Origin of the sequence: Halalkalicoccus paucihalophilus (assembly GCF_001593955.1) — an archaeon.
GTDB classification, from domain to species: Archaea; Halobacteriota; Halobacteria; order Halobacteriales; family Halalkalicoccaceae; genus Halalkalicoccus; species Halalkalicoccus paucihalophilus.
In genome coordinates this window covers 15,872-31,659 of record NZ_LTAZ01000011.1, presented here as the reverse complement: position 1 = coordinate 31,659, position 15,788 = coordinate 15,872, and the positions used below count along the sequence as shown (strand labels likewise).

The window sequence follows — 15,788 nt, the reverse complement described above, 5'->3', positions numbered from 1 at the left end:
TTGATTGAAATGGTAAAATCGGTAATGGAAATATTGATACTTAGTGGGCAGCTCGGATCCGGAGGTGCCCCTCGCGTCTGTTATCAACTCGTACGAAACTTTCCGGATGAAATCAATGTCACAGTCGCTTATTTAGGTGGTCGAGATGAGCTTGTAAAACAATTTGAGCGAGAAGATATCTCGGTTAAACGACTTTCGGATAATCCACTTTCTATCCCTGCAGTGCAAGCGCTCAACCAACACCTTCGTGAAGAACACTATGACCTTATCCATACACACATGATAAGTGCGGGAGTGATTGGACGTCCTCTCTCAAAATTTCGGTCCATACCGGTAGTTCATACGGTTCACACGAACTATCAAATGCGTCCAACAAAAGCTAAAATTCCAGATGTATGTACAGCACCATTTGAGGACGTCGCCGTTTGCGTTTCAAAGTCTGTCAAGGAATCTTTACCCTGGTATTATATTTCCGGAAAAAAAATTATACATAATTGTATCGATGTAAACGTTGTTCAACGAGAAGGGGACGTCAGATGGGATGATGTCAATTGGACATCTGATATCGATGAGGAATCCCCACTGGTCGCAAATGTCGCCCGATATGACCCGAAGAAACGTCGAATAGACTTGATCGAGGCGTTTAAATACGTGATAAAGGAGGTTCCGGACGCTCAATTAGTGTTGACGGGTCGGCGAGGAGATCGACAACGCCGACTCGAAAAACGGACCCGTCAATTAGGTATTTCCGAAAATGTGTTTTTTGTAGGGTTCGTAGATAATCCGAAAAGTGTTTATCACCATTCGGATATTATTGTACACTCCTCCGAATCAGAGGGGTTCAGTATCGGTATGTTAGAGGGAATGTGTTTCAGAAAACCAATCGTCGCAACGGATATTCCTGCGTTTCAGGAGGCCCTCGGTCCAAGACATCCATTCGTTCCAACGAGAGACCCACCTGCACTGGCCAACAGGATCATACAGTATGTTAAGTCTGAAGAAAAAGCCAGATCAGACGGAGAACAAGCTAGAAAGCGAGTCGAAAGTCACTTTTCTGGCTCCGCTGCAGCAGATAAGTACGTAGAGATATACAAAGAGGTGATAGAGAATTAGAAAAAGCAGGAGATCTACTCTGAAACGACCTTTCTAAGAGCATCAACCTGTTCAGATTTCAGATGACTCATCTTTGCTTGATCTAATTTCACTCTATTCTTCTCAATGTCGTCATCAAGTACCCGGTCGAAAAGAGCTCCGCGCGGCGTTTCAAACCAGAATTTGGCTCGATTCCCGTATGCAAGAGTGGGCAAACAAGCGTGTATTCGGTCCGAATGAGTTACCCTAGCATTCGAATAGAAGAAAAGATAATCTTCTACCAGGTCAGAGACGAAAAAGTTCTCCTTGTCAAAAAAAGACGACTGCTTCCAGTATTTCTTTATTTTCTGGTATATATCGCCATGAGGCTGTTCGAACGGGAAGTGATCCAGCCGGATGACGTTCTCCGAGTTAGAGAATGCTGCGGGCTCGTCAATCTTGTCGAACGCTAGATTTGTGAATTGCCGATCAGCTTTAGGCGGCTGATACCAATCATTTATGAAAAACGCACAATCGATCCCGTTATGTGCGAATTCAACGTCTGACTCGTAACACTTGTAGGCCACTTCGTCACGAGTTATGAGTCCGATGGGTTCAATCTGCCTCAAGACGCTCTTTACATACTTCTGTGTGTTTTTCTGATAGTCACCGCCACCGGCTCCAAGGAGGAGAATTGGAATACCCCTATCTTTTAAACCCTTCAACGTCGGGAGATACTTTTCTAAGGTATATCTATACAAGATACATCCGGGTAAGACGGCCAAATCCGCGTCCAAAAAATCGCTCACGTTTACGAATCGATCCAAGTGGGGCGCTTTAGATCGAGTTAGGTTTCTTATCCGATTTTCATACTCGCTGAGCGGTTCAGGTAGAACACCGATATCTTTTCGTTCGGCAGTGAAATTTGGATACCCACTCACTTCGATGATATTAGCTTCTGGAAATGCGCGTGAGAGGATCGCTTTTGCACCCTTATCAATAAACCCGTTTCCAATATTTGTCGTCCAAGTCCGTAACAGAAGGATTCTCATGAACATTATTCCGACACCATTACGGATATAGCTTTCTAAAATAACCCATAACTCCGCTCTATGTAATCTGTATTTAGTGTTAATATTATTGTTATATGTATCCGAGATCTTCTAATCTCTCTTTATTTTTATTACTTATTTCTATATCCTTTTTCTCATCTCGATTGAGAAGGATCCCTTCTTGCTCCATCTCGTCACGCAATTTAGAGACAATCTCTGGATAGTTGCTAGACAATTCAGTAAATTCGTCAGTAGACTTGTACAATAATGTCTCACCCTGTTCCGTTTCGATTAATTTCCAATTGTCCGTGCGGATCGATCGAAGAGTCTGGTCAAGTTCCCGATAATTATCCCTGAGATCAGAGACAGATTGTTCAAGTGAATTCATATCTGGCTGTGGATACCTATATTCTCCAAATACTGCATCACGAGAAGAATTATCTAGAAGGTCAAAATCAGATATCCCATCATACGAAGGGATATTTATATTAGCTAAAGACAAAGAAGTAGAGTAAATATCTCGTATTTCAACTAAATTATTATTTTCTTTAGAGGTATTCTGACCAGGGTAATGAGCAATGAGAGGGACATGAAGCAATGAATCATGAAGAGAATATTGATGATCCATTAACTCGTGATCCCCGATATGCTCCCCATGATCACCAACTATGAAGACGGCAGTAGAATCTAAAAGATTAGAATGATTCAGACAGTCATAAAGTCGATCGATCTGAGAATCCAAGTATGAAAGTTCTGCTTGATATAATTGAGTTAGTATTTCAAAATCCAACTCAGTCATTGTTTCCTTACCGGCTATATATTCCCAAGGATTCTGATTAACCTGTTCCGGTTCTTTCTCGAAATCATAGTTATTTTTAAACTCTTTTGGAGGTTTGTATGGCAAATGCGGCTCGAGATAGTTAATGAAATAAAAGAAGGGCTCTTCATTATTTGAGCGAATCCATTTAATGGTTCTATCTGTTGTCAATTTGGCGCCATCATCGTATTTGTTACTAAGGATTTTCGCATACAACGCATTTCCAATAGAATGAGGTGCTTGATGATCGAAGACAATATTTAGAATTTTCTGTAATCGTTCTATTCCACTAGTATTTGATATAGTTGAGAGATCTCTTCCTTGCCAAAAATAATCCCATTTCATGGATAAGTTATCGAATCCTCTATCGAAACCGAACTCACCACTAATCCAACTATTTCCACTAATCCCTACGGTTCTATAGCCTTTCTCGGAAAGGAGTTCTGGAAGGGAAGGGACTGATGGATCAAACCGTTTAGTGCCCGCATGAGTGCCGTGGTCGGAGCTCCGTTGACCCGTGAACAACGATGCGTGGGAAGGGAGAGTCCATGGAGAGGTAGTGAACGCCTGTCGGTAAGTTGTCCCGATAGTAGCGAATTTCTCAAGTCCTGGCAGTTCGTCTCTATCCATCATTGACCATACGGTCTTCGCCCGCGCGGTATCAAGCACAATAAGAATGATATTAGAGTTCTTCATTTGTTATAGATTATAGAAAGTAATATATCGACATCAATATTTCGAATTCGTTAGTATAATATTTTTTATATATTGATATATATGTATTAAATATTATTCCCGAAATGGACCTTCAAATTTATTAGGAGTGGTTGTGATTTTCATTTATGACCTCAGTTTTTCGGCGCCAAATCACCCATCTCCTACCGCTTTTGATTGCATCAATATGGGCTATCTATCGAGCGGAGCTATGGCCAATACTCCCAATCGGATTCTTAATAACCTCACTATTAATTCTATACGATAATAATAAATTGAGTTTTGGGATGGTTGCACTTGAAGCGATTATTGCAGGGATGATCTATCGAACGATGATCTGGATTACGACTCCCTCCATGGTCGGAATGGATCCGGACAAGTACGCTGTTGCTATCAGCGTTATTTCTGACGAAGGGATCGTTGCTATTTCCGATTTAGGATTCTATGGCTCTACGCAAATATACCATATATTTAATTTAATTATGATGATTGTTCTGGGGTCGAAACCAGAGGTTGCGCTTCAAATGAGTACAACTGTTTTCTTCTCGGTTATTCCGGTAGCGACTGTGGGATATCTAGCAAAAATGCTTAGCGGAGATCAAGCCGCGAAACTCGGTTGTGTCCTTGCCTCAGCGGGAGCTGCCAGTATAACGTATGCTACTCTAACAATTCCTCAGGGAACAATGGTGATTCTGTGGTATCTTATCAGCATTATCCTAATTAATGATAAAAATGATTCGAGATACACTATATTATTAGTTATTTTTATTACTATCATGTCCGGTTTGCATAAACTCGGCGCGCTACTTGCACTCGGAGCTATATCATCAATCGCAGTTTTGAAAATTATCAATACTGCTCGAAATGGTCAAGTACAACTACCGGCACAGTTTGGTCGCTACGCTGTAATTGCTGGATTGATATTTTCTATACAAATGGTTTGGGTGACGGCTTGGATCAAGGGAGTAATAGTCAAGATTCTATATATAGTAGGAAGGGGACCCCCTGAAATAACTACGGAGACACCTGCAGCAGCGAAAATCGGTGGTCTAAACGTTATTTTCGAACATGGATCGTGGATAGTGTTGGTGTTGCTGGCAGGAATCACAGGTCTCTGGTTGATTTCTAAACGAACAGATTATCAAACAACTGGTATCTTAGGTATTTCCGGTTTATCAGTCCTTCTTATTATTGGAGCTGCAACAACGCCATTTAGTCTGTCCATCCAACGAGCGATCGGAATCGCAGAACCGTTCGTTATCGTACTAGCTGTGGTCGGAATCGTTGCCCTGTCGAAGCGGACGAATCGGTCGATCGCCCCCATCTTTGTTGGATTACTACTCATCACGCAGCTCGGAAGTGCTGGAGCGGTGCCGGATCATCCCACTGAAATACGGGAGTATCTCACCAATAGTGAAATCGACGCTAAAGAGTGGGCAAACACCCACATAGATCAAGAGATATACGCACATTATTTTGTCGCGCAAGAAATAATAGATTATGATAATGAACGTGCTACCTACAAAACCGGTGAAGGAGGAGGGTTCTCAAAAGGGTGGTCGCCAGTGAGCGAATATCTTGTAACGGGATCGTTGGAAAATGCCGATGGATGTGTATTATTGCGAAAAGATCAATCTTTCATCCGCTATGATAGCTTATATGAACTATCCTATGATCCATTCGTGCAGTTGAATAGATCTAATCGAACGAAGGTATTCGAGAATTCAAATACATCCATATATTGTTGAATATAATATAATTATTATATTTTCGGGATTAATTCTCGATCTGCTTCAGAAAGACCACCGACAATCCATAAAACGCCTACACCAGCGACGAGCGACAGGAAACCGACGCTACTCAGAAGAGCAAACTCAATCATCAATGAAGTAGCCGGTAGAAGATACACTAAGAAAATACACAGTACGAACGTTAGAAGAGACGTTATGACGGGTTTTATAGATAAAACAGGAATTGCGTGATTGATATAAAGATCGATTGATTTACCGAAATTCATGACTGTATAACCAATTAACGATGCTGCTGCTGCACCATTTAGTCCAAAGCGAGGGATTAAAATAATATTTAAGATAATATTTATGAACACCGATACCAAATTATAAAATAGTACTTTTTTCGAATGACCAAACCCAAGTAACGCTTCGCCATTTGGGCCGACAATTGCATTTAAAAACAAACCGCTGCTAAGAAGAACAAGTGGTAGCCTAACATCATTCACATCATACTGACTGCCAAATAATTCAACTAAGATATGGGGTCGAGTTACGAGAATTGCGAATGCCGGCGTAGACAGCAGAATAATCCATTTGGTGGTTTGAGTATACATGTTTCGGATTGCGGATTCTTTTCCCATTGATAGCTTCTCGGACAATTTAGGATACAACAGAAAGCCAAATGAAGAACGAAACAAGCCTAGAAGGCTAGCGATTGTCACAGTTACTTCATAAATGGCGACTCCAGAAGAATTAATATAATATCCGATGAGTAATTTATCTACATGAGATAGAAGTATAAACACTGATGAGGAGATTAATAAAGGAAGGCTAAATTGAAAAAGGGTACTATACTGCAGGGATCTGTCGATCTCCGGCCGCCAACCGTGGTTCCAGACGAGATACAATCCGAACGAGACAGATATGAAGATAGATGCGAAAAACGCCCCTGCAACCGAGACGCTCGTACCGAACAGGTAAATGGCAAGTCCAGTAAAGCCCAGTTGTGTTGCAGGTTTACATACTTTCGATATATTCACGAAGCCCCTAGAATCCATAGCTCCCCGAAGAATACCGCTGAGTAACTGGAAAAGAGCAAACACAGGAATAGTTAGTAATATTATATACAGGAATGAATTAGAATTCATTCCTTCAAACAAGAATTTCTGGATAATATCGTTAACAGCTATGCCAAGAAATGCAACAAATAATCCCGCTATAAGTGTCGTAAGCAGTGAAACGGTGATATATGAATTCCTGTTATGAGTATTGTCCTTGTCCGATAGGAATTTGACTATACCTTGATTCAACCCAAGAATACAAGGAATAGAAGCTATATTTACAATAGTAATTCCAAGAACGACTAATCCGAACTGATCTGCAGTAAGAAATCGTGCACCAATAAGCCGGAATAGAAATCCGGAGAACATACTCAAAAGAGTACCAAGTAAAACGAGGATTCCTGCTTGCCCGATATCGGTAATATCGTCAGAATTCATAGTATTTTATAGATTTAAGAGAGGTATAGATTAATCTTATCTATTCACTAATAAGCCGTACGGTTTTAGCTATGTTCGGAATCCAATAGATCCAGACGAATCCGCAGGACTGAAGGCCCTGCAAAATGCAGGTGAGAGCAAAGCTCTCGTCAAGCCGTGAACGGCAGGGCTCTCTTCTTGTTTCAGGTAGCCACCTGAGCGATTATTTGCGCTCCGAGAACGCAGGCCACGAGCGAGCGGCCGCGGTGATCGAGGGATACCATGGGAAGTGGTACACACCGACGCCCGTCCTATGGGAGGTGCTGCGATACGGCGTGCAGTCGACCACTAGGACGGCGTTGCGCGGGCGGCCTCGGTGCTCGACTGGGTTGAGGCACTCCTCGGGACCACGGCGGCGGTTCGGGAGGCGGCACTGACCGAAGCCGAGTTGCTCGATCAAGGCGCGCCGATCAACGCCGTGGACATGCTGATCGCGGGCGTCGTCCGCGAAGCCGACGGAACGATCGTCACTCACGACGGCGACTTCGAGCCTATCGACGAGTGAGACGTTGAGGCGTACGAGTGAGTTAACCACAGTGAGTCGTGGGTTTCCCCACTGAGGTCCGTATGGGTCCGGACACCGTGACGATCATCGCTCGAACTCGCCTCGTTCGTCGGACGTGACGGTTCGGACGGGCCATCCCACGAGGGACAAACCTGATATTTGTCCACGATTCGAACGGGAGATGAAAACACAGTTAACGGCGAAAGAATCCGCCGACCGAATGGAACCGACTCCTCGATTGAGAACGACCTGAACTAGAAAACCGACCAGAACGAAGACTATCGCTCGACCGAACTCAGGAAGAACGACGAAAAGACCGTCTGCAGCCCGATCACGATCGCCGTAAACGAGGCCAGCGACAATGTCGTGAACGGGAGGGTCGAGAATCCGGAGGCAGCCCACTGCCCGACCAGCACCAACGCACCCGCGACCCCGAATCCGAAGAGCACGACGCCGGCTGCAGCTCCGTACTCCAGCCCGATGTTCTCAAGCGCCCACGTCGTGATCGGATCCTCGGGTTTCTGGATCGGGTCACTCGTTACCGCGGCGAATACGCCGAGACTGATCGCCTGATAGCCGACGATGGTCAGCAGACTGCCGGCGATCATCGAATGCACGCCAGGGGTCACACCACTAATCGCCACGCCGACCGTCGCAAGCCCCATCACCAGTACACCAAGCGCACTCAAAACGATTCCCGGTACCGAAAAGAGATAGCCCGGCGCGTTCTCAAGCATGAACCGGACGTGGCGCCAGCCATCACGGAAGCTCTCGAGGTTCGCCTCACCCTCACGCTCGTGATACGTAATAGGCACTTCAACGATCTTCATATCACTCGCCCCGGCCTCCATGATCATCTCGCTGGCAAACTCCATCCCATTCGTCTTCAGATCAAGCGCTTCAAGCGACTCACGGCGGATGATCCGAAAGCCACTGTGAGCGTCACTGACACCAGCGCCATAGAACGTGTTCAGGAACTTCGTCAGCAGTGGGTTCCCGATGTACTGATGAAGCGCAGGCATCGCACCGGATTTGATCTCCCCACTGAGTCGACTACCCATGACCATATCTGCATTCTCCTTTTGGAGATGATCAAGAAGTCGTGGAATGTCTTCGAAGTCATAGGTCGTATCGGCATCGCCGATCACGATATACTCACCACGGGCACGTTCGAACGCATACCGATATGCATACCCATACCCTGGCTCATCGGGCGTAACGACAATTGCACCCAATTCTTCTGCGATCTCGGGAGTGCGATCAGTCGAACTGTCGCTAACGATGATCTCAGCAGGAACGCCTAGATGTGCAATCGAGCGTTTGATCCGTTCAACGCAGTCAGTAATCCCCTCTTCCTCGTTGAGCGTCGGCATGACGATGCTCAACCGGGGAGTAAGATCACTGTCTGCATCCAAAAGCAGATCGTTCGCCTCCGAGTGGTCTTGGGGTAGCTGTCTAGAGCCGGCTTGTTGTGGTTGTTGGTTTTCTATTGACATTTATGATCTATCTTGTGGATTACGTAACTGAATCGGGGTTCCTGTCGTTCAAGTGCCCCACAGAGGCATGCTTTCGCCACTGTTATTTATTTCCGATAGTTGATCGTGTAACGTCTATCCTGTCCAAGTCTATGAACAACATTCCATAAAAGTGTTTCTGTATAAAGGTATTTCACTAACTGATACAATTAGAGCACTATATACTCATAGTATTCACAAGTCAGTTACAGATGATTACTAATGTGGTTTCTGTTCGACAGATATTTTAAACTATCCATTTGGACGACAAAGAGATAGAGCAGTGTATATTCTGCTATTAGTTATCGTATCACATGACCACTCTTCGACTCAGACTCTTTCTTCGACCCATCCCTGATTAGCGACAAAGTCACGATTCATCGGCTGCAGCCGACTCCGACTCGGCGACGGAGATCCAGAGATGCGTCGAGCGATACGCATTGTCCTCAGTCGGATTTGCCGGCACATCCCCGTTATAGAGTAGATACACTAATCGCAGGTCTTCACCCGTCGTCTGCGGTGTGACCTCGTGTTCCTGGCGCCACGTCTCGTTGTGATCGAGTTGTGTTTGGAACGTATCAAGCTGCTCGCGATTATTCACCGTCACCTCTCCTCCAGTGTCATTCGCCCCACCAGTCCGTTCGACCTCCTGGAGTTGGACAACTACCGAGTACTCGGTGGGTTCATGCTCTTGATTCCCGATCCCAACGATCAACGATTGTGGCTCACCCGCGACGAACTCCGTCGGATAGCCATCAGCGACAAGCTCACCCTCATCGTTCTCAGTCAAAAGATAGAACTCGGAAAAGGATTCGCCCTGTTGGGGGACGGCCACCGCATAGGCAACACTACTCATCGCGAGCAACAACGCACACACCAACAGCACGTTCAGGACCGCATCAACCTGCGTATCGGGTTCAAACAACTCCGTGCGCGTCGCCCCAGCCCACTGTCGATACGGCACAGCAAAGCGCTCCTCAGCCGGTAACTCCCACCGCCGGACTGCAGCAACGCTTGCAGCAATCACCGTAAACCCACCGACCGACAGGAGAATCGGCACGAGTCGGATCCCCCATGGCGTGAAATTCAACACGAGCCCGATGAGCGGGACGACCGCGATACTCAACCCGAACGACAGCGCCGTGCGCTCGATCCCATCGATACCGGACTCACCAGAGCGATCAACATCTGACTCTTCTACAGCACGCTCCCCTTTCTCAGGAAACAACGCAGCGACGAGCGCATACCCGGGTACGAACAACACAAACACCAGTCCAAAACCGATCCGAAGCGGCGTCTCCCGAATAACGGGAACGGTCGCAACCAGAATCGTCAGGAGGGTAATACCGACTACAGCCGTGAGATCAGCGGGAAACTGTCGAAGTGGCCGCGGAAGCAACAACCAGAGCGTCCGTTCTCGCCCCATTGTTATCAGGTTCCATAGCAGATGATAAAAGCTGATCGGTCTTATCGTGAAACTATCCGCACACTAGTTATGACAATGGTTAACATCCCATCTATATAGAGTATTTGCAGGTAAAATAATATATAGGAGGCGGCTAAAAGAGAGAGTAGACAAATGAAGGCAATCGTACTCGCCGGCGGATATGCAACACGGCTCTGGCCGATCACGAAACACCGCCCGAAGATGTTCCTCCCGATGGGAGACGACACTGTCATCGATCGAATCTTCAAAGCCCTTGAGGACGACGAACGGATCTCAGAAGTGTTCGTGAGCACGAACGAATCGTTCGAAAGCGAGTTCGCCTCATATCTCACAGCCAGCGAGTTCGAGAAACCGACGCTCTCGATCGAGGGGACGACACGAGAGGCAGAGAAACTCGGCGTCGTCGGTGCGTTGGCCGAACTCGTCGAACGAGAAAATATCGACGAGGACACACTCGTTATCGCGGGCGATAACGTCATCAGCTTCGATCTAAGCGACTTCCTCGATTTCTTCGAAACGAAAGACGAGGCCACGCTTGCGGCCTACGACGTCGAAAGTCGTGAGCAGGCCAAATCCTACGGATTGGTTGATCTGGAGGACGAGCAGGTAACGGACTTCCAGGAAAAGCCCGATGACCCCACGAGCACACTCGTTTCGATCGCCTGCTATGGGCTTCCGGCTGAGACACTCCCACGGTTGGACGAATATCTCGACAGCGGGAACAACCCGGACGAGCCAGGCTGGTTCATTCAGTGGCTTCATCAGGAACAGCCGGTGTACGCCTACACGTTCGATGAAGCGTGGTTCGACATCGGTACGCCCGAGAGCTATCTCGAGGCCCTCGAATGGCATATGGACGGCGAGAACTACGTCGCCGATGGTGCCGTCCTCGAAGGAACGGATCTCGGGACCAACGCTCATGTGCTTGCCGACGCCAAGCTTCGCAACACGACGATCGAACACTCGGTCGTCTTCGACAACGCGACGGTCGAAGACAGTCAAATCGACAACTCGCTGATCGATCGAGAAGCCACGGTTCACTCGGCCCAACTCGAAGGAGCACTCGTCGGCGAACACTCTCGGCTATACACCGAGTAGACAACACGGACACTCGATTTCAACGAGCGTTCAGCAGCGAGAACGAGGATAGGTTTTCAATCCAGTACCCAGTACTATAACCGCGGCTTCGACCCGCTGATCAGCTGATTCGCGGCGGTGATAACCGCTGCCGTGCTCGTCTCTGAAATCGGCTGGGAGGCAAACACGGCCCGTTCGAACTGCTCCGTGATCGAGAGGAGCGTGTTACGCTGGGCATCGTCGAGATCCGCAGCGGCCTCGTTGTAAAACTCCCAGTGCGTCCAGCCGGGAACGGCATCCGTCCCGAGGTGGTTGCGGACGGCCGTGTACGCCAACGCGATCGCCCGATCGGTGTCACCGTTTTGGTGGCATTTGTGCGCCAGCCCAATCAATACGTGAGCCGGCACATGATGCGTCTCCGCGTCTGCTCCATCATCTCCAGCCACATACCCACCCAAGGCGTACGACAGCGGGTCACCGCCCGCAGTTTGTTGGCGGCGGCGCCGATAGACCCAGCCGAGGACGACTAACCCGAGTGCAACCAGAATCATTCCCGGCAACCAGACGGCATCAAGAATCGACTGCGTGACTGGCAGCCCGGAGACGGTATCGCTTCCCTGCGCATCGGCGAGGTTTGTCCCGGCTCCGTCGTAGACGACCGTGATTTCAGCGGACTGACCCGCAAGAGCGGGTGGGGCGACTGTCCCCTCGTACACACCAGCTTGATCGGTCTCTAGCGTCGCTACCGTTGATCCATCAACGAGGACGCGGACCGACTCGGCCGGGAGCGCTCGGCCGTCGGCCGTTGCGAGCCGCCCGGAGACGGCAACCCGATCGTCGTCAGTTTTCGCCGCCGTCGTGGAGACCCGTGTCTCAGTCTCCGCAACGGTCGTCGGCGCGGTTGTCTCCGCACTCGTCAGAGCCTGGTCTTCGAGCGGGAGCTGGGCACTAACCGTTCCCTCACCGGCCGGGACCGTTGCTGGGGTTGTGGTACTGAGCTCGAATGAGCCCTCGCTGTCCGTTTGGACTTCGCCGAGTCGCTGTTCACCCAACGAGACGACAACCGGCACCCCGCCAGCACCCTCACCATCACTACCCATGACCGTACCAGTGACCGTCAGCTCGTCACCAAAGGCGATCGGATCGCTGACCGACTCGATGGTCACTTCGGGCTGGGATTGGTCAACCGTCACGGGCACCGTCGTGCTGGCATCCGCGTACTGGGACCCGGCATCGGGCTCGTACGTGATTTCAAGCGACTCCGTATCGGTCGAAAGCACGGTCGGCCGGTAGACGAGCGTGAACTCCCCATCCTCGTCGGTCGTCGTCGTGACCGTCCGCTCGTTGATGACGAACGAGACCTCCTCGGAGGCGATCGGATCACCATCCTCATCGGTGAGACTCCCACTGGCTACGAGGGGATCGGTAAAGGAGATCGGGCCGGATGGGGGCTCGATCTCGAGAGTGGTCCCGACGAACTCCAGTTCCTGGACCTCCTGTTGTTGGGCTTCGATCTCCTCGCGTTCGTTCGCGACGTTTTGGCGTTCCTCGCTCAGATCCTGACTGGACGAGTCGCTGATGTTCGCGTAGTTTTCCTCGAGGGCAGTCCCGCTCTCTTCAGTTTCCTCTGAGAGCCGCTGGAGTTCGCGAGCGAGTTCACGGGCCCGTTCCTCGTCGCCGCTTTCGACTGCTTCCTGATACTCATCGTAGGTCGCCTCGTACTCCTCAGCCGCGTTAGCGAACTCGCGTTGGTTCTCTGCTGCGGTCTCGAACTGGCGGACCGTTTCATCGTCGGCCCCACTCTCGCTCTCTTCGGCAAGCTCGGCATATCTGCTGAGTTGGCCGTTGTAATCATCGCCGACCGTCTCGCGAGCCAGCTCATACTCACCTTCACTGAGCGCGACCGATCCCTCGCCCAATGACGCAGCGAGTTCTGCGGACAGCTGCTGACGAATGCCATCCAGATTACCGTCTTCCTCAACGTCATTGGGGTTCTGATGGCGAGGGGTTTCGTTCGTGTTGTTCGTCGAGTCCGAGTCCGAGGCCGACTCCGGTGGTGATTGCTGAAAAGTGCTATCGGGAGCTGATTGCGCACCGACGACACCGAAACCGCCGACAAGCGACAAGCAGAGTAGCACAGCCACGAGGAGAACACGGAATCGGAGGTGAAAGCGACTGGCCGAGGACACGTTATCATAACACTACACAGCCGCTCATTAAAATACTGTTCGGAAAGAAGTCAATGAGGAACCACAATGAGTCGGTATCGCAGCAGTGGTAGTGAACCGGTCGTGTGACGAACGGACAGCTGTTCTCGATCTCTTCTCACCACATCGCCATGCACTGGTCGATGCTACATAGACTCTCACGGAACACCCGGACCCACGTGCGACCGTCACCTGTGCGGCCGTTGTCCAAATCACCACTCACAGAAGATCCCTACCTAGTCCTCACAGTCGATGAGCCAGTGATCGGAGTCGACCCCGACTCTGTCCAGCAGAAATATGATAGCCGACTGCCTATCCTAATCAATCTTGGAGAAGGATAACTATTAAATAGCCCTTATTCGTGAGGCAAAGTGGAATGTTTGATGTTACCGTGCTCCAGTTAGGCGGACAAGGGCCACTCATTTCGCTCTTGGCCGGAATCGTAGCGATCATTCTCCTGTTGGTCGTGCTCGACTTGCCCCCGTTTATCGCGCTCGTCGTCGCGGGGCTCGTCGTCGGAATCGTCACACCGGAGGTCCTGTTCGCCGAGGTACCCGCCGAGTTCGCCACGGCGTTCGGCGAGGGGATGGCCGGGATCGGGATCCCGATCCTCATGGCGGCGGTCATCGGCAAATCGATGATCGAAAGCGGGGCCGCAGATCGGATCGTGCGGGGGTTCAGCTCGGTCGTCGGCGAGGACCGAACCGAACTCTCGCTGTTCGGAAGCAGTTTCGTGATCGCCATCCCGGTGTTTTTCGATAACGTCTTCTACCTGCTCGCGCCCCTCGCGCGGGCGGCTCGCTCCCGAACGGGCGGGAACTACGCGCTGTTCATCGTCGCCGTGGGTGCCGCCGGTGCGACAACCCACGGGTTCGTGCCGCCGACGCCCGGCCCGCTTCTGGCGGCGGGCGAGCTCGGCGCCAACCTCGGGACCACGATCATCACCGGCATTCTGGTCGGACTCCCGACCGCGGTCGTCGCTGGTCTCGGATACGGGTACTTCATCAACCGCCGGATGGACATCCCGCTGCGCGATGCGATGGGGACCTCGGTTGACGAGCTCGAGGAGAAGGTCAACAGGCCGACCAGCGCCCTCCCGGGGATGTTCGAGTCGCTGCTCCCGATCCTGCTGGCAGTCCTCCTCGTCGCTGCGAACACGGCCGTCGAGACGTTCCTCGGCGAGGACAGCGCGCCGGCGGCCTTCACGGGCTTCTTCGGCGATCCGAACTTCTCGCTGACGATCGCCGCGCTGGTCGCGGCGTTCACGTTCTACCGCATGAGCGACCTCTCCTCGGATACGTTCTCGGACGAACTCACGGAGGCGCTCAAAAGCGGCGGGAACATCGCCGCGATCACCGCCGCCGGTGGCGCCTTCGGCGCGATGCTCGCCGCGGCGGGCGCGGGTGAGTACATCGCAGCCGGACTGGAAAACGTCGGATTTGGGCTGCTCGTGACCGCGTGGGTGATCGCCGCCGGGGTGCGCGTCGTCCAGGGATCGGCGACGGTCGCGATCGTCACCACGGCCGGCATCATGGCGCCGTTCACGGGCCAGCTGACAGTCAATCCCGCCTACATGGTCATGGTGATCGGTGCCGGTGCCACCTTTTGCTCCTGGTATAACGACAGCGGCTTCTGGATCGTCAAGGAGATCGGCGGGCTCACGCAGGGGGAAACGCTCAAGACCTGGACCGTGGCGACGATTCTGATCGGCATCGTCGGCCTGATCGCCTCGCTCTTCTTCGCGACGGTCCTGCCGCTGGCCTGAACCGGTCGAAACCCGACCGAAAGCGGTTGTTGCGATTTTTCCTTTGCTGTAATCCTCGTTGTTCGCCACTCCTACGCGAACGAGCCGGTGGGTATTCGTGCGAATCGAACGCGCTCACATCCCTCAACTAATAACGACGTGTTCGAGCCACTACTGAATACAGAGCGCTTGTCTCGCACGACCCGTTGGGTAGATTATGGTAGCCATATATCTTCCAAGCGAGCAGCTCAACTGAATGATTTGCTGACGGGGCCGACATAGACACTCGCGTCAATCGCCATTATTCTCCTAAAGAACACGCTACTGAGTATTCGGAGAGCGTATTGTCGTGGTGAGGTGTGTCGAAAT

11 protein-coding genes are annotated in these 15,788 nt (G+C 50.5%); 5 read left to right on the top strand and 6 right to left on the bottom strand.

From position 1 onward, the window contains the following. The first annotated feature begins 24 nt into the window (after positions 1-24). Positions 25-1,113: a glycosyltransferase gene (locus HAPAU_RS19835; protein ID WP_169802661.1), complete on the top strand. Its 1,089-nt coding sequence runs from the start codon at positions 25-27 to the stop codon at positions 1,111-1,113. A 14-nt stretch (positions 1,114-1,127) separates the two neighbouring features. On the opposite strand, the gene HAPAU_RS14365 is transcribed toward HAPAU_RS19835, so the two are convergent. Beyond that, positions 1,128-2,123 carry a polysaccharide pyruvyl transferase family protein gene (locus HAPAU_RS14365; RefSeq protein WP_066384240.1) on the bottom strand — a complete coding sequence of 332 codons (996 nt, stop codon included), beginning with the start codon at positions 2,121-2,123 and terminating at the stop codon, positions 1,128-1,130. Between the two features lie 91 nt (positions 2,124-2,214). Further along, a complete protein-coding gene (locus HAPAU_RS19830) occupies positions 2,215-3,636 on the bottom strand; it encodes a sulfatase (RefSeq protein WP_084383746.1) in 1,422 nt (473 codons plus the stop codon). 305 nt (positions 3,637-3,941) lie between these two features. Here HAPAU_RS19830 and HAPAU_RS21025 point away from each other — a divergent pair, with 305 nt between their 5' ends. Continuing rightward, positions 3,942-5,402: a hypothetical protein gene (locus tag HAPAU_RS21025; protein ID WP_157078484.1), complete on the top strand. Its 1,461-nt coding sequence runs from the start codon at positions 3,942-3,944 to the stop codon at positions 5,400-5,402. A 14-nt stretch (positions 5,403-5,416) separates the two neighbouring features. Here the strand turns inward: HAPAU_RS21025 and HAPAU_RS19825 are convergent, their stop codons facing one another. Then, the gene (locus HAPAU_RS19825; protein ID WP_084383745.1) at positions 5,417-6,886 is read right to left on the bottom strand and encodes an oligosaccharide flippase family protein; all 1,470 of its coding nucleotides are present in this window, start codon (positions 6,884-6,886) and stop codon (positions 5,417-5,419) included. A gap of 355 nt (positions 6,887-7,241) precedes the next feature. Between HAPAU_RS19825 and HAPAU_RS19820 the strand changes: the two genes are divergently transcribed. Beyond that, complete coding sequence (locus HAPAU_RS19820; protein WP_245634131.1) at positions 7,242-7,430, top strand: hypothetical protein; 189 nt, start codon at positions 7,242-7,244, stop codon at positions 7,428-7,430. A gap of 278 nt (positions 7,431-7,708) precedes the next feature. On the opposite strand, the gene HAPAU_RS14350 is transcribed toward HAPAU_RS19820, so the two are convergent. Both HAPAU_RS14350 and HAPAU_RS14345 read right to left on the bottom strand, forming a co-directional pair. Next, the gene (locus tag HAPAU_RS14350) at positions 7,709-8,926 is read right to left on the bottom strand and encodes a glycosyltransferase family 2 protein (protein WP_066384099.1); all 1,218 of its coding nucleotides are present in this window, start codon (positions 8,924-8,926) and stop codon (positions 7,709-7,711) included. A gap of 388 nt (positions 8,927-9,314) precedes the next feature. Further along, entirely contained in the window at positions 9,315-10,370 is a 1,056-nt protein-coding gene (locus HAPAU_RS14345; protein WP_066384097.1) for a DUF1616 domain-containing protein, read from the bottom strand. Positions 10,371-10,523: 153 nt separating this feature from the next. Between HAPAU_RS14345 and HAPAU_RS14340 the strand changes: the two genes are divergently transcribed. Continuing rightward, positions 10,524-11,489: a sugar phosphate nucleotidyltransferase gene (locus tag HAPAU_RS14340; protein ID WP_066384095.1), complete on the top strand. Its 966-nt coding sequence runs from the start codon at positions 10,524-10,526 to the stop codon at positions 11,487-11,489. Between the two features lie 74 nt (positions 11,490-11,563). On the opposite strand, the gene HAPAU_RS14335 is transcribed toward HAPAU_RS14340, so the two are convergent. Then, positions 11,564-13,612 carry a hypothetical protein gene (locus HAPAU_RS14335; protein ID WP_084383744.1) on the bottom strand — a complete coding sequence of 683 codons (2,049 nt, stop codon included), beginning with the start codon at positions 13,610-13,612 and terminating at the stop codon, positions 11,564-11,566. Between the two features lie 439 nt (positions 13,613-14,051). Here HAPAU_RS14335 and HAPAU_RS14330 point away from each other — a divergent pair, with 439 nt between their 5' ends. Further along, positions 14,052-15,440: a GntP family permease gene (locus HAPAU_RS14330; protein WP_066384092.1), complete on the top strand. Its 1,389-nt coding sequence runs from the start codon at positions 14,052-14,054 to the stop codon at positions 15,438-15,440. The last annotated feature ends 348 nt before the right edge of the window (positions 15,441-15,788 follow it).

Coding starts and splice junctions, on each gene's coding strand:
- HAPAU_RS19835 (WP_169802661.1), top strand. CDS start 25: ATGGAAATATTGATACTTAGTGGGCAGCTCGGATCCGGAGGTGCCCCT.
- HAPAU_RS14365 (WP_066384240.1), bottom strand. CDS start 2,123: ATGAGAATCCTTCTGTTACGGACTTGGACGACAAATATTGGAAACGGG.
- HAPAU_RS19830 (WP_084383746.1), bottom strand. CDS start 3,636: ATGAAGAACTCTAATATCATTCTTATTGTGCTTGATACCGCGCGGGCG.
- HAPAU_RS21025 (WP_157078484.1), top strand. CDS start 3,942: ATGGTTGCACTTGAAGCGATTATTGCAGGGATGATCTATCGAACGATG.
- HAPAU_RS19825 (WP_084383745.1), bottom strand. CDS start 6,886: ATGAATTCTGACGATATTACCGATATCGGGCAAGCAGGAATCCTCGTT.
- HAPAU_RS14350 (WP_066384099.1), bottom strand. CDS start 8,926: ATGTCAATAGAAAACCAACAACCACAACAAGCCGGCTCTAGACAGCTA.
- HAPAU_RS14345 (WP_066384097.1), bottom strand. CDS start 10,370: ATGGGGCGAGAACGGACGCTCTGGTTGTTGCTTCCGCGGCCACTTCGA.
- HAPAU_RS14340 (WP_066384095.1), top strand. CDS start 10,524: ATGAAGGCAATCGTACTCGCCGGCGGATATGCAACACGGCTCTGGCCG.
- HAPAU_RS14330 (WP_066384092.1), top strand. CDS start 14,052: ATGTTTGATGTTACCGTGCTCCAGTTAGGCGGACAAGGGCCACTCATT.